This is a genomic window from Granulicella rosea (genome assembly GCF_900188085.1).
GTDB lineage: Bacteria > Acidobacteriota > Terriglobia > Terriglobales > Acidobacteriaceae > Edaphobacter > Edaphobacter rosea.
Map to the genome: position 1 here is coordinate 571,768 of NZ_FZOU01000001.1, position 24,029 is coordinate 595,796.

Here is a 24,029-nt window from a genome sequence, read left to right on the forward strand (position 1 = left end):
AAGCCGTTGACTCCCACTTTTGGGCCAGTTATAACCTTGAAACTTTCCAAAGGCAGACGCCAGGCCGCCGGACGATGGGATTTGGGCGAGGAGATATCCCCTAAAGGTCCGGAGAGCGAGCAGGCGTGATGCGGGTGAGCAGGCTGGTGGTCCCTCCCAGGACATGGGCACGACACACAGCCGTAGTGACGACAGAGCGGTGCGTACAACCGAAAACCGGCGACGGGAGGCACACAATCCCGCGGCGAGCCATCGGACGCACTTTTATAGCAACCTGAGCGAGCCCCTCCGACCACTGAAAAGTACCGAGGCTCGCCGGGGGAGAGTATGCCCTGGAGAACGAAAAGATGAATGACCTACGTATGGAATTGAAGGTATGTGAGGGGTGCGGAACGCTGTGGGTCCGCACCGGAGTTGTCGCCGGCGTCTATTGCCGGGGATGCGCTGCACGTCTGGCGGAGTTTCCCGCTCCCCGCCGGCTGCGCGCCTACCGTCCACGCGTCTCAGCCCGCGCCACCACGACGGCCCGCGTTGCGTGCTGTGCAGGCGGTGCACGATGAGCGCGGCGCTGGTGTTGTTTCCTGCCGTACTGCCGCGGGTGTGGGCCACCGCCTCGGTCGAACGTCCCTTGCCTCCGGTGACGGAGCTGGAGCCCTTCGGAGCCGAGCCGAAGGACTTTAGCCCTGGGTCTCTCGCCGTCGCCGCACGCCGGATCGGTCCGGCGCGCGTCGTCGCGATGCCGCCGGCGGCAAAGCCCATGCACGAACCACTGCGGACGCTTGAGCCGGAGCTTGCGTTCTATCGCAAGTACACCGAAGGGATGCTGCGGCGGTATATGAAGCTGTCCATGGAGTCGGGGCGCGTGCCCTCGCTGCTGGGCCGGGAGCTGTTTCGCGGACACGTGACCAGCTACAAGGTGAACAGCTTCGAGGATGTCGTGATCTTCGTCCACGACGTGGGCAACTGCCTGCGGAAGCTGGACCCGACCCAGCAGGAGCTCATCAAGCGGATCGCCCTGCAGGAGTACACGCAGGGCGAGACGGCGGGACGGATGGGGCTGAGCCTGAAGACGGTGCAGCGCAAGTACGCCGAGGCGCTGGACGAGCTGACGGGTATCTTCCTGAAGCGCAAAATGCTCGAGCCGCTGAAAACCTGTCAAGGGGCCTGACCTGGGTCCGGCGACGTATACCACTGTTTCGATTGCACTTATGGGTCAAACTTTTATGACCTTCCCACCTTTGCCGGACTGCTATTCTGAATAGGCAGATGAGACGGGAGCGCTGGACCTCTAACCGGGTCCGGTGCTCCCGTTTTTGTTTGCGGCAGAAAACGGCGAAGGCGAGGAGTGACATGGAATTGGAAGACAGGCTTCATCGAACGAGTGCCGGAGTGGTGTGTGGGCGGCGGGCTGGGTCGCGGATCGGCGTGCAGCTTTCTGCGATGGGCGAGACCTGTGGCCGGGAGACGGCCGGGGCGTTGGCCCGCAGGGTGCAGCTCCGCGCGATGGCCGTAGAGTTTCCCGAGGTGCATGGGCATCCGAACCGGCTGCCGTTCGAGGGCTGCCTGACGCTGGTGGACGTCGCCAGCGACAAGGCCCCGAGCGGCGCGCGCGGGCATCGGGTGGTGCTGACCCGGGCGGCGGCGGAGGCGGCGCTGCCCAGTCTGCTGGGCATGGCCGTCGACTACAAGGCCGGCTGGGACGGGCACGATGCAAGGCAGAAGTGCGGCATCATCACCTCGGCCGAGTTGGACGACAAGAAGCTGATGGTGGCCGGCTACCTCTTCGCACGGGACTTTCCGGAGATGGAGCCGGCCATGCTGAAGGGCGGCAAAACGGCCATGGGGATGAGCTACGAGCTGGCCGACGCGCACGTCGCCGACATGCGCGCCAGCGTGTGGACGCTGACGCGGGCGACTTTTACCGGCGCGGCGATCCTGCTGCGCGAGAAGGCGGCTTACCGCGAGACCAGCTTCCGGCTCAGGCGTCCGGCGGGGCATGCGCGTGCGGTGGCCTAGCGGGTGGACGTATTGGAAGCAGAGGATTTCGCTTTTGCTTTCAGGCAGGCCAAGGCTTCAGCCTTGGCGTTCGGAGCCGCCGCAAATCGGGGCTTTAGCCCCTGGGGTATGCCTTCGCGCGTGTCCGCTCTGGGCAAAGTTGAAAGACAAAATACGGGGGTCTCTCCGCTACGCATCGCGGTACAGCCGCGACGCTTCGGTCGAGATGACGCACCTGGTTGCTGAACAGACAGGAGACAAGATGAGTTTCGTAAGTGTGTTGGAGGCAGTAGGCAAGGACTTCGTGAAGGGGCTGAAGTGGGCCCTGACGTACGCGGTGCCGGTGGAGCGGCTGGTGGGGCTGGTCTTTCCGGCGACCGCGCCGGTGGCGGCCGAGGCGATCGACGCGACCACGCTGATTCAGTCCGCGGTTGTGCTGGTCGAGCAGAAGTATGCCGCGGCCGGCGTGCAGAACGGCACCGGCGAGCAGAAGCTGGCCGAGGTGCTGCTGCTGGTCGGGCAGACGGTGAGCGCGCTGCTGGCCAAGGCCGGCATCACGGCAAGCAGCGACTACGTCGCGAACCTGGTCTCGGCCGTGGTCGCGATTCTGAACGTGCAGAGCATGCCCGCCACGACGACCACGGGAGGCCAGTAATGGAGAACGAGATGATTCTCAACGAACAGATGGAGCAGCGTCTGACCGGCGCGATCGAAAGGCTGGAGGCGCTGCACGAGACGCTGAGCGCGTCGGCTTCGATCGGGCCGATCGTCGCGACGATCGAGAACGAGCGCGAGGCGGAGCTGGAGCGCCGGCTCGCCGAGGCGGAGGCGACCATCGCCAGCCTGCGCGCGCAGGCCGCAACCGCCGTGGCGCCGGCGCGCAAGACCCTGCCCGCGGGCGTGGCGTCGATGCTCGCCAAGCAGGGCCTGACGGGCGAGAGCGTCGGCGGCCTGGAGGCCGGCGCGCTGGCCCTGTCTCAAGTAGACGGGGCGCTGATCAGCCTGAGCATCGAGCAGCGCATCGCCGTCAAGGCGGAGCTGCTCCGCGCAGGCCTGCTCCGCTAGCGACCGCGACAAAAGCTCGGGCGCCCCATCCTTCGCGCACTTGCGAAGGGTGGGACGTACGCACTCCGGGCGGCCTACGTCACCCAGGCTGTGAACAGAGCCCAACACAAGCCTCTCCCGCGCACCGACGCGGCGGGAGGCTTTTCTCATTGGAAAGGAAAAGAATGAACATCAAGTTTACGGATCTACACGCAGCGGCGGACTACATCGGACCTGGCGCTATCGAAGTCCCGCTTTACCAGTCGGAGATCACCGACCTGGTGCGCCGTCGCGGACTCTTCGGCCAGCGCATCAAGCAGGTGCCGGCCACCGGCCATCCGTCGCGCTACTTCGAGGAGACGTCGATTCCCTCGCCCGCGGCCAGCTCCGGCTTCGTCGACCCGCGCAACATCGTCGCGCCGCTGGTCTCGCCCACCCGCGTGGAGCGCAGCGTGCCGCTGAAGGCGCTGGTCGCGCAGATCAACTACAACCTGTTCGACATCGAGCTGGGCAAGCAGCAGAGCCAGTTCGCCTATCTGCAGGCCAAGGATCTGACCGACACGGTCGACGGCGTCCTGCGCACGCATGACGTCGCGCTGTGGAACGGCACCGACACCAGCCTCAGCTCGCCCACCACCGCGCAGTATTTTGGCGCGGCCGGCCAGATCGCCGCGGGCGGCAACTCGGTCACCATCGGCAGCACGCAGTCGATCGTCGACGGTCTGAAGAGCACGATCGCGCAGATGGTCTCGAACTCCAGCTACGGCGTGCGCCCGACGGCGATCTACGCCAACCCCGTACTGCTCGACCTGATCGACCGCGAGATGAAGTCGGAGTTCAACGTCGTGCTGGGCACGAAGGAGATCACCTCCGGCTTCACGGTGAAGATGCTCTCGACCCAGGCGGGCGACATTCCGCTGATCCCGGAGTGGACGCTTCCCTACACCGGCACGCCGGGTTCGGGCAGCGCGGTGCTGCCGGCCTACATCGTGACCGAAGACCTGATCGAGTACCACTGGCTGAGCGACCCGAACCCGCGTGTCTTCCAGCTCGGCGTACCCGGCTCGCTGGCCTCGCAGTACGTGGTCGTGAAGTTCGGCGGCGTGGTCGTGAAGGGCGCGAACTACGCGCACTACCAGGTGCTGGTCGACCGCTAATTCGGACTGAAACGACAGCTCGGGCGCCCCATCCTTCGCGCCTTTGCGAAGGGTGGGGCGCCCAGACGTAAACGACCTGGAAAGGAGGAACGAATGGGATATCTACAACCGGCCGAGTACCAGGCCTACGGCCTGAGTGCGGAGACCGGGGACGATTGGATCGCGACCGCGTCGGCGTTGATCGAGGCCTACTGTCGCCGATGCAGTCTGATGGCGACCGAATACGTCGAGCGCATACGGCTGACGCCCGGCTGCCAGACCGTGCGGCTGAGCTACGGGCCGCTGTTCAGCAATGCGCTGGTGGGCATACGCGTACGCTACGGGCGGCCGCGGCGCGGCGAGAACGGGCCGCTCGATGAGCCGATGCTCGCGCAGGTGGCCTTCGCCTTCGGCCTGCCGGGAAGCTGGAGCACGCTCGATCTTGCGAGCGTCGACCTGAATACCGGCCCGCGCGAGGTCACCTTCGCGGCGAACTTCCTCGGGCTGGACTACAACGAGGTGGAGGTGACCTATACCGCCGGATTTGTAACCGTTCCGGTTGCAGTCAAGGTGGCGTGCGCGCAGATCGTGAAGAATGCGCAGGCGACGCCCGCGCTGAACGTGCGTTCGAGCAAGCTGGACACGATGCAGATGCAGTACTTCAGCGGCAGTCTGATCGATCCGCAGGTGCAGGCGCTGCTGCGGCCCTTCATCGCCGAAAGGCTGGGTTGAATGATGGCGACCATGCATGCACTGGAGCGGATGGCGGATGCGCTGCTGCGCGGTTGCGGCGGCGAAAAAGTGACGCTGCGCATGCCCGCGCCCGCGATCGCGGGAGACCCAGCCGAGCAGATGGGGCTGGCGCAGCCGCAGTTTCAGGATTTTGTGCTTGTGCCGGTTACATTTCGCAGGCTGCGTCCGAAGGTCGGAGCGAAGAACGAGGCCGCGGGCTATGAGCTGCTGGTCTCGGCCACGGCGGTCGAGACGTTGCTGACTTCGCTGGCGTATGAGGCGGCGAGCGTGCTGTTCCAGAACGCCGCCGGAGTGCTGGTGGGCGAGGCGCTGCTGCGGGTGGATTCGTGTACAGCGGTGGAGATGTTCGGGGGCGTGATTTTGTATCGGATTCAGTTACACGATCCGCTGGCGTTGCTGGTGTAGCTCCGGTTTCACGTTGATCGGACGAGCAACCAAGCTTGTCATCCTGAACGCAGTGAAGGACCCCTGTATTGGCTGTTGCTTGTTCTTGTCATCTGCGCACGCGACCGTGCCAGTTCAAGCGAAATACAGGGGTCCTTCGCTCCGCTCAGGATGACGGACATTTGTGGTGCTCGAAGGAAAAGGAGGACATGTGCAGGATGCGCGGGATACGTTTTATGCGATGTTGCGGGACCGGATTGCGGCGGGCAATCCGGCCCGTACGGTGGTCGTGCGAGGGGCCACGCGGCCGGGCGTGGTGGTGGTGGAGAATGAACTTCCGGCGGCTTCGGTCGACGGGCTCTCGCTGACCGATGTCTTCTGCCTGCGGTGGACGGCGCTGCGCGTGGAGGCGGGCGCGCTGCCGCTGGCGGCGATGACGTGCGAGGTCCGCTACGGAACGGACGGCACAACCGGCGCCGCGGGCATGGACCGGGGCCGGGCGCTGGCGGCGATGGATGCGGAACTCGCGTTTGCGCTGCAAACCGAGCCCCAGTCGGCGCCAAAGCTCTCATTTGTAACCGGCGTGGTTCGCGGCACGAATGTCTTCTGGAGCGATCCGCTCTTCGGGCCGGTGGCGACGCATGGCGAGCGGCTGGAGCGCGTGGCGACGGTCGAGGTCTACAGCTACCAGGAAGCGGGTGAGCTATGAGCGTCCCGATTGCAGGTGTGGCGCCGGTAAGCCGCAGAGTGAGGGCGTACTTCGCGCCGGTAAACCGTGCTGGGAGCGCACCGACGCTCTTCGACCCGGCCAATATTGCCTCGTTCAACGTGGATGCGCCGCCGGCGCCGTGGGTGGATCTGGGTTGGTGCAGCGGATTTGTGCGCAAATCGGGCACACATATCGCCGCGCTGAACACGGGCGCGCCGGCGATGGCGGCGGGCCAGGCGCGGACCGAGGTCGAGGCCACGGTCTCGCTTGAATTCGAGAGCTGGGGCAAGCTCCAGTTGGCGCTGGCCGCGGGCGTGCAGCAGATGAACGTGCTGAAACCCGCTGCTGGCGCGGCTGCGAACGGTTCGGGCGGCGTCGCCGCGACGGCCTTGCCGCTGGCGACGGATTCGACCGCGACCGCGCTCGACGTGGGCACGACGGCGGCGCCGAGCTTCAACGTAGGCGATGTGGTGGCGGTCGATGTGGACTATGTCGCGCAGGTGGGTTTCGTGGGCAGCGGGGTGAGCGGCGGGTATGTAACCAGTCCGGTTGCAGTTGCGAGCGATCCGAACTACATCCGTCGCGTGACGCTGAATGTGGGCCGCGTGACGGCGATTGCGGGCGGCGTGCTGACGCTGGGCGCGCCCTTGCCGGCGGGCATTCCAGTCACGGGCATGAAGGTTTCTCCGGTCGCGGCCTTCTGCGATCGCGAGGGAGGCGGCTTCTTTCAGGAGTGGTCCGCGCTGTTCGTGCTCGATGGCGCCGAGGGCGACCGGGTGATCTTCCACTATCCGCGGCTGCAGAGCATGGCGGGGATTGCGGAGAAGACCGAGGCGCTGGCGGGCGGACTTGCGAAGCTCCGGCTGGCCGGGACGTTTCGCGCGCTGCCGGTGGTCGACGCGAACGATGGCGAGCGCGTGGTTTGTTTTCGGAGCTATCTGGCGGCGGCTTTGCGAGCCGTTTAGCGGGCGCCGCAACGAGCAAAAGACAACAGCAGATTCCCTGCGGGAATGACAAACAGAGAACAGGCAACCGCAAAGGCCAATACGGGGGTCCTTCGCTGCGCTCAGGATGACGAGCTGTATGGGCGCGGGACACAAGGGGCCGAAACAACAGCAGGTTCGAGGAGGGTTCAAGATGGGTTTGAGACGCAAGAGTTGGACGCTGGTGGAGGTGTTGCTGGCGCTTTCGTTGCTGCTGGGGGTGAGCTATGCCCAGGCGCCGACGACGCAGGTGACGGAGACGGTTTATCACGCGGATGGAACGGCTGCGGCCGGCACGCTGCTGGTGAGCTGGCCTTCGTTCACAGCGGCGAGCGGCGCCTCGGTGCCGGCAGGCTCCACCTCGGTGACGATCGGCGCGGGCGGCGCGATGACGGCGTCGCTGGTGCCGAACGCGGGCGCGACGCCGATAGGGAGTTTCTACACGGTGGTGTATCACCTGGACGACGGCAGCACGACGCGCGAGTACTGGGTGGTGCCGGTGAGCGCGTATCCGGTGCAGGTGAGCGCGATCAAGAGCTCGGTGCTGCCGCTGAGCGTGGCGATGCAGACGGTGAGCAAGTCGTATGTGGACACGGCGATTGCGACGGCGATGACGGGGCATCCGCTCGATAGTTCGACGCCGTATGTGCTGAAGACCGGGGATACGATGACGGGTCCGCTGGTGCTGCCGGGAGATCCGACCTCGGCCCTGCAGGCTTCGGACAAGCAGTATGTGGACGAGCAGGCAGCGGCGTTGACGGCGGGTCTGGCGCAGAAGGTGAGCACCCTGCCGACCTCCACGCAGACGGTGTCGCAGCCGCTCGGCACGACGCTGGCGGTGAACGACCTGAACGGCGTGCAGTATGCGAGCCAGTCGGTGAGCTCCGCGGGCAACGACGGCATCGCCAATGCGACCGCGGACGCGGACTGCGCGAGCGGCTGCGCGGTGGTGGCGGAGCCGACCTACGGCGGGACCGAGGCCGTGGCGCCGGCGACGTGGAACGCGCAGACCCATGTGACCGATCTGCGCGGCGGAGCGGTGGTGGATACGTTTCTGAACCCGGAAAATCCGCACGCGGGCGGCGTCGAAACGGCCGCGACGGTGCATGTGGTTTCGACGCGCAGCTCGGCCGGTCTGAAGGCGACGGAGGGCGTGGCGGAGCCGTTTTCGCTGGGTCTTTCGGTCCAGCAGGAGGGTCTGGCCGGCGGTTCGAACCTGTTTCCGCAGCAGATCCAGGGGTCGGTTCCCTACTTCAAGACAACCTACACGGCGACGCAGGTGACGGGTGTGCAGCATACGCTGGGCCAGCATGTGCTGGCGGGCTTCAGCCAGACCTGCTACGCGGTGGGCGACTGCCTGCTGGGCGGCCAGTTGCTGGTCTCCTCGGGCGGCTTTCGCGACGACGCGGACGAGGCGACGCATCCCTTCGACCTGCAGTACAGCGAGGACACGCAGGTCTTCGACGGCACGTGCGCCAGCGGCTGCACGACCGGTTCGACCAGCGTGCAGGTGACGGCGACAGCAGGAGCCGGGACGCAGGGCGAGGGTCGCTACCTGATCGACACCAACCCCGCGAAGGTGCTGACGAGCGGCACGCTGACAGGCGGCAGCAATACCGATCCGCTGTCCGGCGGCATCGCGCGGCAGCCGAGCGCGACCTTTAGCGGCACGAGCTTTCCGGTGAGCGTGCTGATGGAGACGGCGCAGTTGATTCCGACGCAGGCGAACGACGTGCGGCCGGGCACGGTGACGGTGCAGATGGCGACCAGCGGCGTGCCGGCGGGCTTCCAGACCAACACGGCGGCGCTGCCCACGGCGAGCGGCGTGGCCTGCGTGACGGACGCGGCCGTGAACGATGGGCGTCCGCTGAACTACGAGATGGCGGCCTATACGACCATCGACGGCAGCCACCTGAGCCTGACGCTGAACAAGGCGCACGCCAACGGCGCAACCGTCGCGGTGGGCGGGCTGTGCGGCTATGGACTGGAGCAGACGGTCGATACGTTGAACGGCATCCGGCAGGTCTTTCCGGTGGTCGCTTCGACCAGCGCGACGACGCTGCTCTATGCGGGCGGGCAGACCGCGATCGTGGGCGTGCAGTCGAACACGAGCGCGTACCTGAATGTGAATGCGTCGATCGCTTCGGTCTCCCGCAGCTCGAATGTGGTGACGGTGACGACGGCGGGTAATCTGCCGGTGGACGTAAGCGGTCTGACGCTGACGATCGCCGGGGTGTCGGACTCGAGCTTCAACGGCAGCTTCGCCGTGACCTCGACCGGGCCGAACACCTTCACCTTTGCGCAGAGCGGCGGAAACGCCACGAGCACGGGCGGCGCGGCGACGGTCGTGACCGGCGGCTATGCGCTCTATCCGATGGCCGAGGTGCTGGGCGTCTTCAACACGGCGACCAAGGCAGTCGACGGGCAGTTTACTCTGGCGGCGAACAACGTGGCCTGGGCGGCGGGCGACACGGTGGAGCAGCCGCACTACTTCCAGGAGTCGGTGCTGGCCGATACGGCGTTCGTGCAGCAGTTCGCGCCGCGTCCGACGCGCGTGGGCGTGGCGGGCATTGCGTACGCGGGCAACAACGGACCGGGCCTGACGGGCTGGCAGATCAACAACACGGCGTCCAGCTCGCTGTATCTGGGCAACGGCGGCACGCACACGGCGCCGGATTCGGCCTACCAGGCGCTGGGCGTCTGGAACCGTACGATGAGCCTGGAGGCGGGCGAGCGGGCGGCCTTCGCGGTGCATTGCAACTCGCACGGCTGCGGCAAGTGGAACTCGGCCTACAACCTCTTCGAGCTGGACTCGAACGTGGGTGTGGATACGGTCGGGTATACGCCGACGACCAGCACGCTGAGCTTCAACCTGCGGGGGACACAATACGGCCTGAGCCCCACCTCGCTGACCGCAGGCACCATCAACGCCAGCACCATCAACGCGACGACGATCAACGCAGGCGTGGTGACGGGTGCGATCCCGGCGTCGAACCTGCCGGTCTTCCTGGCATCCGGTGCAGGACACGCGCAGGGCGCGGTGCCCGATCCCGGCGCCACAGCCAGCGCCACACGCTTTCTGCGTGAGGACGGAACGTGGAGCACGCTGGCGCCGGCGCTGCCGGTCACGCCACAGTGCGAGTTCCTCTTCGCAGGCGGCTCGGGTTCTACCTGGCCGGCGACGGTTGGCTCGTACACGGCCACGCTGGGCACGGGCTCGAACGCACCCGCATGGGTGCAGGGCGGGCTTAGCTTCAACGCCTCGGCGAACAACTATGCCACGATCCCGGCGGGCTGCCTTGGCGGCGCGAAGACGATCCTGCTGGTGTACACGACCGATCTCTCCCAGATGAACGGGAACGGAAACGGCTTCGGGCCGATCGTCTCAAGCGATGCACCCGGAACCTTCATCAACGTGCCGCCCTCGGCCCCACAGCAGGGTCCGGGATACCTCGTCGGTGCGAACCCGGTCTTCACCAGCACCGACCGCATCACCGGCACGGTAGCCGCATCGCTGACCTTCGACGCCACCGCGCCGAAGGTCTATATCAACGGCGCGCGGCTTTCCTCGGGCAACTTCACGCCGGTGAACGGAACGCCCACGTCCTTCCCCGCAACCACGACGACGTGGCTCGGTGACGTTCAGGGTTCCAGCCTGTTCACCTGGGGCGGCACGTTGAGCGCCGTCATCGCGTTTCCCAGCGAGCTGAACTCGCTCCAGCAGGAGCAGGCGTTCGAGGCGGTTCAAGGTTCGCTGAAGCCGTACAGCGTGCTGCCCGAGGATCGCACCGACTACAGCCAGGGCGTGATCGTGGCGGACGGCGACTCGGTGCGCGAGACCTCGGTCTGCGCGTACCGCTATGCGTGCGCCATCACCGCGCAGGCGGTGGCGAGCCTTGGTCTGAACGTGCCGTTCTACAACATGGGTAAGGGTGGCGCAGCCTCGGCCGATCTGCTGGCCGCGTATCCCACGAAGATCGCGCCGGTCTTCAGCAAGTTCGGCCCCTCGCCGCGCGTGCTGATGCTCGAAGGCGGCATCAACGATATCGCGCACGGCGTCACCGACCCGAACGTGATCTTCACCAACCAGTACAACGAGTGCGCGCTGGCCGTACAGCAGGGCGCGGTCTGCAGCCTGACGACCGTACCGCCGAACGAGGCCTTCGACTCGACGCATGAGGCGGAGCGCCAGTCGTATAACCACCTCGTCGTCAACAGCGTACTGAACGGCCTTGTGCCGGCGGTCGCCGTCTCCGACTGGGCGGGCGACCCAGTAATGGGCAACCTGAACACCCCGGCCAATACGCTGTATTACAGCGATGGCACGCACCCCACCGCCACCGGAGCGCCGATCTTCGCGCGGTACGATGCGCTGGCGCTGCACCGTCTGCTCAGCCCTTCGACGCCCTACTGGATGAAGGTCAACGTCAACCCGGTCGCGTTCGTCGGCATCAACAGCACGACGTACACGATGCCTCTGCTGCAGTTGATGCCGAAGGAAAAGGTCTGCGGCGTCACGCCCAATGCGACCGCCGCGATGGCGGGTACGGGCATCACGGCCCTTACCTTCAACACCGGCAACTCGCTCGCAGGCGCGACAACCTACGGCAGCGCGTTCAACGCAGCAACCGTCAACTCGGTCGACTATCCCGCAGCGGCAAACGTTCCGGGCAACGGCGTGATTCAGGCAAGCTGGACCGCCACGGGCGCCAACCTGAGCGCGATCAATGCAGGCTCGGTCGACGTGAACATCTGTGTGGTGACACAGCCGTAAGAACCTGTTCAACATGCTCGGTTGCCCCATCCTTTCGGCTTCATCGAAAGGGTGGGATGCACACCGTTTGAGCGGTCTACGTCCCACCCTTTGCTCAAAATCGAGCAAAGAATGGGGCGCCCGGGCATTGGGTTGGAGGAACCAGAGGACGATGTGGAGGAACACAAGCTGGGGCTGGAGGACCTGCTCGCCTGGGGTAAGCTCCTGCGCGAGCGGAAAGAGATCGATGGCGCGCCGGCCGGGATTCACCTGGCCGGCGAGTACCTGAACGTGAGGCTGAAGACCGGCGAGCTGGCCCCGCTGCATGCGAATACGGCGCAACGGCTGTATGAGCAGCGGCGGGGCCGCGGTAACATCGTACTGAAGGCAAGACAGATGGGCATGACCACCTGGATCGCGGGGCAGTATTTTCTGCGCACGATCACCCAGGAGGGTGTGATGACCGTACAGGTGGCCCAGACCATCGAGGCCGCCCAGAGCATCTTCCGGATGGTGCAGCGCATGTGGGAGAACCTGCCCGAAGAGCTGCGCACCGGACCGTTGAAACGCAGCCGCAATAACATCGGGCAGATGTCTTTCCCGGCGCTCGACAGCGAGTTTCGCGTGGTGAGCGCGTCGGACGAGAACGCCGGACGCGGCCTGACGATCCACCACCTGCACTGCAGCGAGGTGAGCCGCTGGCCGCGCGACGCCTCGGCCACGCTGGCCGGGCTGCGCGCGGCGCTGACGCCGGACGGCGAGATCTGTCTCGAGTCCACGCCGAACGGCGCCTATGGCTGCTTCTACGAGGAGTGGATGCGGGCCTCGGGCAACGGGCCTGAAGAGAGTCTGGTCCAGCACTTCTTTCCCTGGTGGCTGGAGCCGGCGTATGTATCCACAGCGGTTACAGATATGAACGTAGCCGAGCTGGAGTTGATGAACCGGCACGGTCTGTCGGCGGGCCAGATCGGCTTTCGCCGCACGCTCGAACAGCGCTACCACGGGCTGCGCGCGCAGGAGTTCGCCGAGGACGCGGTGAGCTGCTTCAAGTCCAGCGGCGACTGCTGCTTCGAGGTCGAGGCGGTCGAGCAGCGTCTGCGGGCGCTGGGCGGACCGGTGCAGACGAAGCGAGGCGGCGCGCTGCTGGTGTGGCTGCCGCCGGTTCCGGGCAAAGGCTACATCGTCGCGGTGGATACGGCGGGCGGCGGCCCGGACGGCGACTACGCCGCGATGCAGGTGATCGAACGTACGACCGGCATGCAGTGCGCGGAGCTGCGGCAGCGGCTCTCGCTGATCGAGACGGCGAAGCAGGCGGCGGCGCTGGCGCGGGAGTACAACAACGCGCTGCTGGTGGTGGAACGCAACAACCACGGGCCCGCCGTGCTGGCGAACCTGGAGTCCACGGAGCGTTACGAGCGCGTCTACGAACGCGACGGCGTGCCCGGCTGGCTGACGACGGCGAACAGCAAACCCGCCGCCATCAGCCGGATGAGCACGCTGCTGTCGGAGTCGCCGCAGCTCTTCCAGAGCAGACGCCTGCTGGAGGAGTGCCGCAGCTTCGTCACCTTCGCGGGCGGGCGCACGGGCGCGGCCAACGGCTCGCACGACGACTGCCTGATGGCGATGGCGATCGCGCAGGCGGTGCGGGCGGAGATGCACAGGTAGCCTGGGCGTCCCAATCCTGACAACGGCGCGAAGGTTGGGGCGCCCGGGCATTTCCCGAAACGGGAAGATTTCCAGCGATAGGCGAACGGCCCGATCCACCCCGTGCAGTATGCTTGCTCCGAGGGCTTCGGACGTTGGCGGTACTGGCGGTACAGGCGATTCGCAGGATGCGGGGCGGCGCGCAGAGCCAGTTGATGCTCGGCGCGGATGGCCGCCTGTGGGTGGTGAAGTTTCAGAACAATCCGCAGCATCTGCGCGTGCTGGCGAACGAGCTGATCGCGACCCGCCTGGCCGAGGCGGTGGGCCTGACCGTGCCGGCCTGCGACGTGGTCGAGGTGACGGACTGGCTGATCGCGAACACGCCCGACATGCAGATGCAGCTCGGCCGCGGGGTGCGCGCGCCATGCCATGCGGGGCTGCAGTTCGGGTCGCGCTATGTGGGCGGGCTGATGCCGGGGCAGGTGGTGGACTACCTGCCCGAGTCCCAGATGGACGAGCTGCGCAACCTGGCCGAGTTCGCCGGGATGCTGTGCGTGGACAAGTGGGCGGGCAACTGCAACGGCCGCCAGGCGGTGTACGAGCGGCGCCAGCGCGAGCGCAAGTATCGCGCCACGTTCATCGACCAGGGCTTCTGCTTCAATGCGGGCGAGTGGAGCTTCCCGGATATCCCGCTGCGCGGCGTGTATGCACGCAACCACGTGTATGCGACCGTGTCGGGTTGGGAGAGCTTCGAGCCCTGGCTGACGCGCGTGGAGGAGTTCGACGCGCGCAAGCTGTGGGCCATCGCCGAGGCCGTGCCGCCGGAGTGGTACGGCGGCGACACGGGCGAGATCGAACGGCTGATGGAGCAGATGGTGAAGCGCCGAGCAAGGGTGCGCGAGCTGATCGCCGCCTTTCGGGATTCGAACCGTGAGCCGTTTCCGCGCTGGACGGGAACCACCGTGGCGATGCGTTCGTTCCACGGCATCGAACGGGCTGGCGGGTTGGTGATGTAAGGGGAGGGTTGCGGTGGCGGAGCGTCTGCCGTGCGAGTTCTTCCTGATCCGGTATGTGCCGGATACGGTGAAGGGCGAGTTCGTGAACATCGGGGTGGTGCTGCGCGAGGCCGGCCTGGCGGGCGCGAGCGGCGCCGTGCCCGCCGTCCGCTCGGCCGTGCGGTTCACCCGCGACTGGGCGCGCGTGCGCTGCATGGACGCGGACGCCGACACCGAGATGCTCGAAGCGCTGGAGCAGGAGGTGGGGCGGCGTCTCGAACGCGGGGTCAGCTCCCTCGATCCGAAGCATGTGCTCGACACGTTCGAGGACGGGCTGTCGAACTCGATCCAGATCACCGAGGGGCGGGCTACCCTGGCCGAAAACTTCGCGGCCGAGCTGGACCAGTTGATGACGCTCTACGTCGAACCGCTGAAGGTCGCGCGCATTCGCGCGAAGAGTGGGCGCGCGACGATCTCGGGCGCGATCCGCACGGAGTTCGAGCGGGCCGGCGTGTGGGGCGCGATGCGCAAACGCATTCCGGCCGCGCAGTACACCTCGGCGGGCGATCCGCTGAAGATCGACTGCGGCTATCGCTGGGATGCAGGGCCGGTCGTGCGGATGTTCCAGGCGGTCTCGCTCGAAGGCGATGTGGAGGCGGCCAAGGGGCTGGCCTTCTCCGCCCCGCAGTTGCGCGACGGCGTGGAACGGATCGAAGGTTCCGCGCTGGAGCTGACGGCGGTGATCGAGGCGCTGCGCGGCGGCGGCTTCGAGAATGAAGAAGCCGAGGAACGCTACCAGTTCGGCGTGGCGACGCTGGAGCGGCAGGCCATCCGCGTGGTCACGGTGAACGATCTGGCGCGGGCGGCCCAGACGGCGCGGCGGGAGCTTGGATTTTAGCTTTTGCGCTTCATGGAACGACTACAACCGCTCGTCATCCTGAACGCAGTGAAGGACCCCCGTATTGGTCTTTGCTCTTGCGGTTGTCCTCCTTCCAGCGAGGACAAAAGCAACGACAAACGCCAATACGGGGGTCCTTCGCTCCGCTCAGGATGACGAGCTTCTTAGGTAGAACAAACGATCTGTAAAGCGAGCATTTGGATGTTGGATGAGAGATTCAGGGGCGTGGCCAATGGCTGCACCCCTTTCATTTTGCAATCGACTTTTTTGCACGGAGGTGCGGCATGGGTTTTGTGGAACGTGTGACAGAGGTTTGGCAGGGGCTGGCGGGTGTGAAGGCGGCCAACGGCGCCAGGAAGACGGCGGCGCTGCCCTCGATCCTGACGCCCTACACAGCGGGCGGACGCAACGGCGCGGCGGCGACGCCCAAGCCGACCGCGGTCAACCTGCGGCGGTTCGCGGAGACGCCCGTCGCCAGGCGCGCCATCAACATCGTGAAGGACCGCATCGCCAGCATGGACTGGCAGGTGCGCGTGCGGCGCGGTTGCACGGCGCCCGAGGATGCGCAGGCCAAGATGGAAGCCCTGCGCATGTGTCTCGAAGAGCCGAACGCGTCGGACAGCTTCCGCACGCTCTTCGAGCAGGTGCTCGAGGACATCCTGGTCGGCGGCTTCGGCGCGATCGAGATGGAGGCCACCGGCGATCCGGCGCGGCCCTTCGAGCTCTACGCGGTCGACGGCGCGACGATCCAGATCGACAGCCGCTGGTCGGGAGATCCGGCTACGCCCAGGTATACGCAGAGCGCGGGCCTCGCCGGAACGGGCGCGCAGGTGCCGCTGCTCGACGACGAGCTGATGTACATCCGGCTGAATCCGCGCACGCACACGCCCTTCGGCCTGGGGCGGCTGGAGGTCGCGTTCGAGACCGTGAATCAGTTCCTGAGCGCCAACCGCTACGCCGGCCGGCTCGCCTCGAACTCGGTCGTCCAGTACGCGCTGTGGCTGAACGAGGCCACGCCCGAGCAGCACGACCGCCTCATCCGCTGGTGGCAGGACGAGATCGAAGGCACCGGCCGCGTGCCGCTGCTGAGCTGCGAGCAGAAGCCCGAGGTGCTGCGCTTCGCCGGCGGCACCGACGCCGATCTGCGCATCGCCTGGCAGGAGTTCCTGCTGCGCATGATCGCCAACGCCTTCGACCTGCCGCCGATGCTGCTCGGCCTGACCGGCGACGTGAACAAGTCGACCGCCGGCGAGATGGCCGACGACGCCTTCCAGTCCGCCATCGTACCCGTCGCGAAGCTGCTCGCCGGACACATCACGCGCGACCTCTTCGCCAAACGGCTGGGCTGGCGCGAGTTCGAGTTCGCCTTCAACGAGCTCGAAAGCCGCAATGAGATGGAAGAGGTGCAGATCCAGGTGCAACTGCTCAACGCCAAGGTCATCACAGTGGACGAGGTGCGCGCGGCGCGTGGGCTTGCGCCTTTGACGCCTGCTCCCGAACCGGCTCCAGTTGAGGAGGCAGCTTGAACCTGACCTTCGACAATCTGGATGGACTCGGCGCGGTGGACTACACGCAGGCCGTCGATGCTTCGAAGCCGCTGACGATCGAGCGTGTGTTGAACGAGCCTTCGATCTGTCACGGCCTGCTGTGCCTTGCGGGCACGGCCTTGGCCACGCCTGTTCGCAGGGCTCGCGTGACGGTTACAAATAGCGCTGGAACGGCTTTATTCACGGGCTATCTTGCGACCGAACCGATCTCCGAATACGCCGGCTCGGCGAGCGCGGGACCGGTCTACCGGCTGGCTTTTTCAGCCGTCAGCGACGAGTGGCTGCTCGACCGGCAGGCGCCGTTCGGCGAGGCCGCTGGATTGGGCGCGCTGGCGGGCGCGGTTGTCGAACGGCTGGTGCAGCGGACGGCGGTGACGGGCTTCACCACGGCGGGACTCGCGGGCGGGACCAGGGCGGTCGGCGTATTTGTGCCTGAAAAGAGCACAAACTGGTCGGCGAAGGCGGGCGCCGCCGCGGCATCGGCCTACGCGGGCTATCGCGTGCTGAACGGGGCCATCGGGATCGCGCCGGTCGCCTCCGTCACGCATGCGTTCAACGACGGCGACGGCTCGCTGACGGTCGCGGCGCTGAAGACCTCGTCCGTCAAGGAGCTGGCCAACGACGTCAGCCTGAGCGGCGAGATCGAGCCGTGGGAGTATGTAACCGAAGTCGTTACAGGAGACGGAACCACCGCCGCCTTCCCGCTCGCCGAGCAGCCCTTTCGCGCCAAGGCCGGTCTGCGCCTGCTCGTGAACGACAGCTTCAACGCCGGCGCCTTCGACACGCGACTCTGGGCGGTGGCCGATCCGGGCTCGCACCTGGGCTTTTCAAGCGCGGGTCTCAACCTGACCGGCGGCAACGGCGCCGACGGCCAGACCACGCTGACGCTGCTCGACGCACTCGAGATGGGCGGCACACTGGTGCTCGAATCGGGCAGCACGCAGTTGACCGCGCGCAGCGACGGCGTCGTCTGCGGGCTCTACCAGGGCGCGACCTCGCGGGCAAACTGCTTCGCGGGGTACAACGTGCGCCAGACGGGCGGCAACACGGTCGTCGTGCCCTACGTGAACGGCGCGGAGGTGGGCACGGCCTACACGCTCGCGAGCGGGCATGCGTACACACTGCGGCTGCGGCTGCACTGCAACGAGCCGCTGCGCGTGCAGCAGACCTACTACGCGACGATCGACGGGGTGGTGACGCAGTTTGGCGGCGGGCTGAACGCGGCCCCGATGTCGGTCGTCTTCGACCTCATCGACCTCGGCGCGGCCTCGAACACACCCGCGACCGTGCTCTACGACGGCAGCATCGCGAGCACGCCGGCAAGCTGCACCTTCGTTCCGGTGAACAGCGTGCAACTGACCGGCAGCATCGGCTACGTGCGGGCGACGCAGACCGGGTCGGTCTGGGTGACGAGCACGCCGCCCGGCTCGACGACCGCCACGCGGCTGATCGGCGTCGCGGGCGAGGGCGTGGACTGCGCCGTCACCTATGGATCGGGCGCGCTGGATGGAGTGGATACCGGAAAGGTTACATTCTTCAGCGGACGCATTCCGGTCGCGAACGAGATTGTAACCGTGACGTATCGCGGCCGGCAGCGCGCGGTCGCGCGGCTGGAGGACGCGGCCAGCATCGCGGCGGAGGCGGCGGGCGGCGCCTCCGGAACAGCCGCCTGGCTGGGCAGGGTGGTCCGCCCACCCGCGCGGAGTTCGGCGGACTGCGAGGCGGCGGCCCAGGCCGTGCTGGGCTTCGCGGCCAATCGCGCCGCGGCGGTCGCGGGCAGTTATGTCGCGGTGAATCCCCCAGCCGACGTGTGGCCGGGCGATGTGCTGGCCCTGACGACGAGCGGCGACACCGCGAACGTGATCGTGCGCAGGGTCGTCGTCGAGGACCTGCACGCGCGTCCCGAGGCGCTACGCTACGCCATGGCCTTCGCGAACGACTGGGCCGAGGGGCTTGGTCTGGCGCTGAGCGAGAGCTTCGCCGCCGACGCCTTGCTGCCCCCGACCGCGGCGGCCACACCAGGGCTCGTGCTCGCGAACCTGGCGCAGCTTAGCGTCGTCAGCGTCAGCGCGACCGCGATCGTGGTCGACGCAGGCACGGCGCCGCCCACCGGCGGAGGCTTCGAGGTGCGGCGGCGCGACGGCGACTTTGGCCCGGGCGTCGACCAGGACCTCGTCCTGCGGTCGCCCGTGCGCGGCTTCACGATTCCCCGCGCGGCGGTGGGCGAGCGCTTCTATGTGCGGATGTACGACGCCTCGACGCCGCCGCTGTATTCGCGCGCGTCGAGCATGATCGTCGCCAATGTGCCGGTTTAGAGAGGAGCGGAAGATGACGGATTTTGAGGCGAAGGTGCTGGCCGATCTGGGCGTGTTGAAGAGCCAGATGGATCAGTTGATGGGCATCGGACAGCCGGGCACGCTGCTGGGGCTGGAGGCGCGGGTGGCCGCCAGCGAACGCAGCGTGCAACGCAGCAAGGGCGCCGTCGGCGCATTTGGCCTGCTGCTGACGGTGCTGCATGTGGCGATCAGCTACTTCGGCGGCAGGCGGTGAAAAGACAACAGCAGATTCCCTGCGGGAATGACAAACCAAAAGAACGGGAATGACAAATAAGAGAATGACAAGCAGGAAAGACCGCCTCGTATAATCGGGCTTATGGACGGTACGTTGGTCGGGGTTGTGATGGGGAGCCGCAGCGACTATGCGGTGATGAAGGCCGCGGTGGAGATTCTGCGGGAGTTCGGCGTGCCGTATGAGGCGAAGGTCGTCAGCGCGCACCGGACGCCGGAGCTGATGGTGAGCTATGCGCAATCGGCGGCGGAGCGCGGCCTGCGCGTCATCATCGCCGGAGCGGGCGGCGCGGCGCATCTGCCGGGCATGATCGCGGCGCTGACGGTCGTGCCGGTGCTCGGCGTGCCGGTCGCGGCGACCGGGCTGCAGGGGCTCGACTCCCTGTTGAGCATCGTGCAGATGCCCAAGGGCGTGCCCGTGGGGACGCTCGCCATCGGCGCGGCCGGCGCGGCGAACGCGGCGCTGCTCGCCGTTGCGATGCTGGCGACCACGGACGATGCCCTGCGCGCGAAGCTGACGGCGCGGCGAGCGGCCACACGAGATACGGTTCTCAACGAATCGCTCGACGAGGTGACCGCATGAGCGCACTGCTTCCCGGCGCAACGATCGGCATCTTCGGCGGCGGCCAGCTTGGCCGCATGATCGCCATGGCGGCGCGCGGCATGGGATACCGCATTCTGGTGCTGGACCCCGATCCGGGCTGTCCGGCGCGGTTCGTGGTCGACGGCTGCATCGAGGCGAGCTGGGACGATAGCCGGGGCGCGGCGAACCTCGCGCGCGGCTGCGACGTCGTGACGCTCGAGATCGAGCAGATCGCCTACGCCAGCATGGAGGCCGCCGCGGCTTATTGTCCGGTGCGTCCTGGCGGGGCGATGCTGGCGATCATCCAGAACCGCATCGAGCAGAAGGACTGGCTGCGCAAGCACGGCTTTCCCATCGGCGACTACCGCGCGGTGCGGTCGCTCGACGAGACGCGCGACGCGATCCACGCGCTCGGCGGCAAGGCGTTTTGCAAGAGCGCGCAGGGCGGGTACGACGGACGCGGCCAGGGCAAGGTCGGCTTCTCCGGTCCGGTCTCCGAAGATCAGGTGCGCGGCGCGTGGCAGGCGCTGGGCGAAGGCCCCGGCGTCGTCGAGAAAGCGGTCGAGCTGGAACGCGAGATCAGCGTGATGGTCGCGCGCAGCCCGCGCGGCGAGGTGAAGGTCTACCCCGCGGCGTGGAATCACCACGAGAACCAGATTCTGGACTGGAGCGTCATCCCGGCGCCGATCTCTCCCGGCCTCGAGGCCAGGGCAAGACAGATCGCCGGCGAGATCGCCGACACCTTCGCGCTCGAAGGCCTGCTGGCCGTGGAGCTTTTCGTCACCACGGGCGGCGAGCTGCTGGTGAACGAGCTGGCTCCGCGCCCGCACAACAGCTACCACGAGAGCGAACGCGCCTGCGTGACGAGCCAGTTCGAGCAGGCCGTGCGCGCGGTCTGCGACCTGCCGCTGGGCGATGTGGACGTCGTCCAGCCAGCGGCGATCGCCAACCTGCTGGGCGACCTGTGGATCAACCCCGACAAGACGCCGCGCCAGCCGCACTTCGACGCCGCGCTGGCGGTGCCAGGCGTAAGACTGCACCTCTACGAGAAGCTGAAGCCGCGCAAGGGCCGGAAGATGGGTCACCTGTCCGCCGTCGGCGCAACCAGCGAAGAGGCCGTGGAGCGGGTGCTGGCGGCGAAGGCGGCGCTGTAGTGCTGAGGACTACTTGAGAGAGTCCTTGGAAGCTCTCAGTTATTATTTATGTACGGACGCCGATGGAGGGGGATAGCGATGAGCGATGCAGATTACAAAATGCTGTCGGCATACTTCGAAGAACTTCGGCTCACCTGCACCACGCCGGAAAAAGCCTTTGCACAGCTTCGGCTGGAGGGTCTTATCGATGAAAACGGGCGAAGCCGAGCCTACTCCTACGATCTTGATGCGGAAGCCACTTGTCCCTAGTCTTGGGATATCACGGTTGTAGTGTGTCGGCCGCTCAAGCCTTATTGAGCGGCTCTCCGTTTAAGCTGAGCGATAAACCTTACGATTGGCTTGGTTCCGGCTCTTATTTCTGGGAGTGGGACATTCTCCGAGCTTACGAATGGGCAGTGCAGTGGAGATCGAAAGATCCATGCGTCGTGGGCGCCGTGATTGAGTTGGGCAACTGCCTGGATCTGACGACGCGAAAGGGCGCCGAAGCTGTGATGGAAGCGCACACTACCTATCTTGAACTGATGCGTATAACCGGCAGCCCTGTGCGTGAGAACAAGAAAGCTAAGACCGACGAAGCAGGTGACGTTACCCTGCGCTTTCTGGACCGGGAGGTCATGGAGCATCTCCACGCCAGCTACAAGATCGTCTCTAAGAAAACCAATGGAAGCGTGAAAGAGTTCGATACAGTAAGGGCCCTTTTTCCGGAAGGGAAGGAGCTGTATCCAGGAGCAGGTTTCTGGGACAAGACGCATGTTCAAATTGCCGTGAAGGAAGTCGCTCAGATTCGCGGGGTGTTCCGCGTTCCGATCCGCGAACTTAAAGCACTGAACATACCGGATGTTTATCGTTTCTGATGTTGCAATCAAGGGAGTGTTCTGGCTACGGCTTTGGCTTCTTCGGCACATTGGTCGTGAAGTGCGGCAGGATGAACTCCTCCGCGACACCGACGAACATCTGTCCGAGCACTCCCAGGCCGGCGTTGGCGAAGACGAGTCCGGCGCCGCGATCCGCGTGTGGGTAGTAGAGGTTCGAGAGCGCGCCCGAGCCCAGGTTTCCGAGAATGTAGGAGTAGTTCGGCTCCGTGCGTCCGTTGTCCCCGCGCGTGACGAAGGCGAAGGCGAGCGCGTGTTTCAGCCGCGACTTCTTCGAGCCCGTGCCCTGGTAAAAGTAGCGCGGATCCTGGTGGAAGATCTGCGGGAAGACGGCGTGGCTCAGCAGGTCGGCGGTCAGGCCGTCTCCGTAGAGGGCGGCATAGCGCTTGCCGTATCCGGCCCAGCCGTAGCCGTATCCGGGAAAGGTCTTGCCCAACTGCTCGGCCTCCGCGCCAATGGCCGCGCCGACGAAGCCGATGGGGTCGAAGGTGTCGCGCAGCGCCAGCTTGTACTTCTGCTTCGCGTTCATCGGCACGGGATCGTGTACGTAGCTGACGTAGAAGTTGGGGATGATGCCGACGACGCGCTGCTTCTCCTCTTCCTTCACCTGCAGGTCGGCGACGTGTGGATCGTTGGCCAGCACCTCGACCTGCGAGTCGGCCGTCGCCACGGCCAGCTCCATCCTCGGCGCGGAGTATTGCTGGCCGTCCACCAGCACCAGCGGCTCCGAGATGTAAGGCGCGAAGCCCGTGGCCTGCACGCTGAGCCGGTACGTGCCCGCCGACACATTCGCCAGGGTGAACTCGCCATGCGGACTGGCTTTGACCCCCGGCAGGTTGGTTCCGTCGGCGCGGATCAGCCAGACGAGCGCGCCCTCGACCGCCGCGCCGCTCCGGTCGACCACGACGCCCGAGACCGTCGCCGTTCCCGGCGCATCGGGCAGAGAGTTACCCGCCAGCGCGAACGCCGCCTGCGCCGTGGCCGGAGCCGGACATGCAAAGACCAGCCCCGCGCACAGCGCAGAGGCGCCGAGACGGTTTCGACGAGTGCGGAGCCTGCTCTTCTGCTTCATTCAGTGACTCTACCGTACGTTGAGTTAAGTCGGCCTGAAGCCAGGCCTACCGAAATACGATGCGGGCGCGGTTTGAAAGGGTCCAGTCAAACGATTCCCCGGCAGCGGACTCGTGCGAATCGCCTCCTGCAAAGATGGTCCGGTCGGCGCTTCCGTGCATCTGTTTAGAGTGAGGCCGGGTGAAGGAAGCTTCAGTTAAGGAGTTCGCAGATGGGATCGACAGCGCCGGCAGCATTCGAGGCAAGAAAGACGCCGGTGCAGGCTCGCTCCGGCGTCACGGTGGACGCCATCCACGAGGCGGCGATTCAGGTCTTGCTGAGCCATGGCCCGGACCGTCTGACGACGACGCGGGTGGCGACGCGCGCGGGGGTCTCGGTCGGCACGCTGTATCAGTACTACCCGCACAAGCAGGCGCTGCTCTACGCGGTGATGGAGCGGCATCTGAACCGCGTGGTCGCGGCGGTGGAGCGGGCCTGTGGCGAAAGCCTGGGCAAGCCGATCCCGGCGATGGTCGACGCGGTGATTCAGAGCTTCGTGGACGCCAAGATGGAGCGCGCGGACGTCTCGCGCGCGCTGTACGCGGTGGCGGCGGAGATGAACAGCATCTCGCTGATCCGCCACACGGGCGAACGAGCGCGAACCGCGCTGGCGGCCATGCTGCGCACAGCGCCCGGCGCCCGGTTCGAACGTCTGGAAGAGACAGTGCAGATGCTCTACGCCGCCATGGCCGGAACGACGCGCCACGTGATGGAAAACGGCGCCAGACCGGAGGCAGTCGGCATGCTGCGCCGGGAGCTGCGGATGCTGGCGGAAAGCTATCTGCTGCGGAGCGCGGACGGGCGGGGCGAGTGAATAGCTCACCATTTCAAGATTCGCAAGGGGTCGCCAATCGGATTACATTCAAATTGACACGACACGATGCCGGCATACGAGATCAGCC

The 24,029-nt window shown here is 66.3% G+C and carries 22 protein-coding genes; 21 read left to right on the plus strand and 1 reads right to left on the minus strand.

The window, feature by feature from the left end:
• The first annotated feature begins 556 nt into the window (after positions 1 to 556).
• The 20 genes from CHB87_RS02635 (at position 557) to CHB87_RS02730 (ending at position 21,999) form a co-directional block, all read left to right on the plus strand.
• Positions 557 to 1,168 carry a sigma factor-like helix-turn-helix DNA-binding protein gene (locus CHB87_RS02635; protein ID WP_089406815.1) on the plus strand — a complete coding sequence of 204 codons (612 nt, stop codon included), beginning with the start codon at positions 557 to 559 and terminating at the stop codon, positions 1,166 to 1,168.
• Between the two features lie 257 nt (positions 1,169 to 1,425).
• Positions 1,426 to 2,016, plus strand: coding sequence for a hypothetical protein (locus CHB87_RS02640; RefSeq protein ID WP_245817776.1), 591 nt, complete (start codon positions 1,426 to 1,428; stop codon positions 2,014 to 2,016).
• Between the two features lie 241 nt (positions 2,017 to 2,257).
• Positions 2,258 to 2,650: a hypothetical protein gene (locus tag CHB87_RS02645; protein WP_142988176.1), complete on the plus strand. Its 393-nt coding sequence runs from the start codon at positions 2,258 to 2,260 to the stop codon at positions 2,648 to 2,650.
• A gap of 11 nt (positions 2,651 to 2,661) precedes the next feature.
• Positions 2,662 to 3,060, plus strand: a complete 399-nt coding sequence (locus CHB87_RS02650) for a hypothetical protein (protein ID WP_142988177.1) — start codon at positions 2,662 to 2,664, stop codon at positions 3,058 to 3,060.
• A gap of 164 nt (positions 3,061 to 3,224) precedes the next feature.
• A complete protein-coding gene (locus CHB87_RS02655; RefSeq protein WP_089406818.1) occupies positions 3,225 to 4,196 on the plus strand; it encodes a hypothetical protein in 972 nt (323 codons plus the stop codon).
• 93 nt (positions 4,197 to 4,289) lie between these two features.
• On the plus strand, positions 4,290 to 4,907 hold the full coding sequence (locus CHB87_RS02660) for a hypothetical protein (protein WP_089406819.1): 618 nt from the start codon (positions 4,290 to 4,292) through the stop codon (positions 4,905 to 4,907).
• A gap of 12 nt (positions 4,908 to 4,919) precedes the next feature.
• Positions 4,920 to 5,333, plus strand: a complete 414-nt coding sequence (locus CHB87_RS02665; RefSeq protein WP_142988178.1) for a hypothetical protein — start codon at positions 4,920 to 4,922, stop codon at positions 5,331 to 5,333.
• A 166-nt stretch (positions 5,334 to 5,499) separates the two neighbouring features.
• Entirely contained in the window at positions 5,500 to 6,021 is a 522-nt protein-coding gene (locus CHB87_RS02670) for a hypothetical protein (RefSeq protein ID WP_245817777.1), read from the plus strand.
• A complete protein-coding gene (locus tag CHB87_RS02675; protein WP_245817778.1) occupies positions 6,018 to 6,986 on the plus strand; it encodes a hypothetical protein in 969 nt (322 codons plus the stop codon). Before CHB87_RS02670 ends, CHB87_RS02675 begins: the two co-directional genes overlap by 4 nt.
• A gap of 172 nt (positions 6,987 to 7,158) precedes the next feature.
• Entirely contained in the window at positions 7,159 to 11,778 is a 4,620-nt protein-coding gene (locus tag CHB87_RS02680; RefSeq protein WP_142988179.1) for an SGNH/GDSL hydrolase family protein, read from the plus strand.
• Positions 11,779 to 11,931: 153 nt separating this feature from the next.
• A complete protein-coding gene (locus tag CHB87_RS02685) occupies positions 11,932 to 13,422 on the plus strand; it encodes a phage terminase large subunit family protein (RefSeq protein WP_245817779.1) in 1,491 nt (496 codons plus the stop codon).
• Between the two features lie 134 nt (positions 13,423 to 13,556).
• The gene (locus CHB87_RS02690) at positions 13,557 to 14,417 is read left to right on the plus strand and encodes a HipA family kinase (protein WP_089406824.1); all 861 of its coding nucleotides are present in this window, start codon (positions 13,557 to 13,559) and stop codon (positions 14,415 to 14,417) included.
• A gap of 13 nt (positions 14,418 to 14,430) precedes the next feature.
• A complete protein-coding gene (locus tag CHB87_RS02695; RefSeq protein WP_089406825.1) occupies positions 14,431 to 15,294 on the plus strand; it encodes a DUF3037 domain-containing protein in 864 nt (287 codons plus the stop codon).
• 284 nt (positions 15,295 to 15,578) lie between these two features.
• Positions 15,579 to 16,820: a phage portal protein gene (locus CHB87_RS02700; RefSeq protein ID WP_089406826.1), complete on the plus strand. Its 1,242-nt coding sequence runs from the start codon at positions 15,579 to 15,581 to the stop codon at positions 16,818 to 16,820.
• A complete protein-coding gene (locus tag CHB87_RS02705; RefSeq protein ID WP_089406827.1) occupies positions 16,817 to 19,156 on the plus strand; it encodes a hypothetical protein in 2,340 nt (779 codons plus the stop codon). Before CHB87_RS02700 ends, CHB87_RS02705 begins: the two co-directional genes overlap by 4 nt.
• Before the next feature lie 13 nt (positions 19,157 to 19,169).
• Positions 19,170 to 19,391 carry a hypothetical protein gene (locus CHB87_RS02710; RefSeq protein ID WP_089406828.1) on the plus strand — a complete coding sequence of 74 codons (222 nt, stop codon included), beginning with the start codon at positions 19,170 to 19,172 and terminating at the stop codon, positions 19,389 to 19,391.
• A gap of 102 nt (positions 19,392 to 19,493) precedes the next feature.
• Positions 19,494 to 19,991 carry a 5-(carboxyamino)imidazole ribonucleotide mutase gene (gene purE, locus CHB87_RS02715; RefSeq protein WP_089406829.1) on the plus strand — a complete coding sequence of 166 codons (498 nt, stop codon included), beginning with the start codon at positions 19,494 to 19,496 and terminating at the stop codon, positions 19,989 to 19,991.
• Positions 19,988 to 21,145: a 5-(carboxyamino)imidazole ribonucleotide synthase gene (purK, locus tag CHB87_RS02720; protein WP_089406830.1), complete on the plus strand. Its 1,158-nt coding sequence runs from the start codon at positions 19,988 to 19,990 to the stop codon at positions 21,143 to 21,145. Before purE ends, purK begins: the two co-directional genes overlap by 4 nt.
• Positions 21,146 to 21,223: 78 nt before the next feature.
• Positions 21,224 to 21,394, plus strand: coding sequence for a hypothetical protein (locus CHB87_RS22130; RefSeq protein ID WP_176441546.1), 171 nt, complete (start codon positions 21,224 to 21,226; stop codon positions 21,392 to 21,394).
• 23 nt (positions 21,395 to 21,417) lie between these two features.
• Positions 21,418 to 21,999: a hypothetical protein gene (locus CHB87_RS02730; protein ID WP_217896998.1), complete on the plus strand. Its 582-nt coding sequence runs from the start codon at positions 21,418 to 21,420 to the stop codon at positions 21,997 to 21,999.
• Between the two features lie 25 nt (positions 22,000 to 22,024).
• On the opposite strand, the gene CHB87_RS02735 is transcribed toward CHB87_RS02730, so the two are convergent.
• Positions 22,025 to 23,089 carry a carboxypeptidase-like regulatory domain-containing protein gene (locus CHB87_RS02735; protein ID WP_089406833.1) on the minus strand — a complete coding sequence of 355 codons (1,065 nt, stop codon included), beginning with the start codon at positions 23,087 to 23,089 and terminating at the stop codon, positions 22,025 to 22,027.
• Between the two features lie 210 nt (positions 23,090 to 23,299).
• Here CHB87_RS02735 and CHB87_RS02740 point away from each other — a divergent pair, with 210 nt between their 5' ends.
• A complete protein-coding gene (locus tag CHB87_RS02740; RefSeq protein ID WP_089406834.1) occupies positions 23,300 to 23,941 on the plus strand; it encodes a TetR/AcrR family transcriptional regulator in 642 nt (213 codons plus the stop codon).
• Positions 23,942 to 24,029 lie beyond the last annotated feature (88 nt).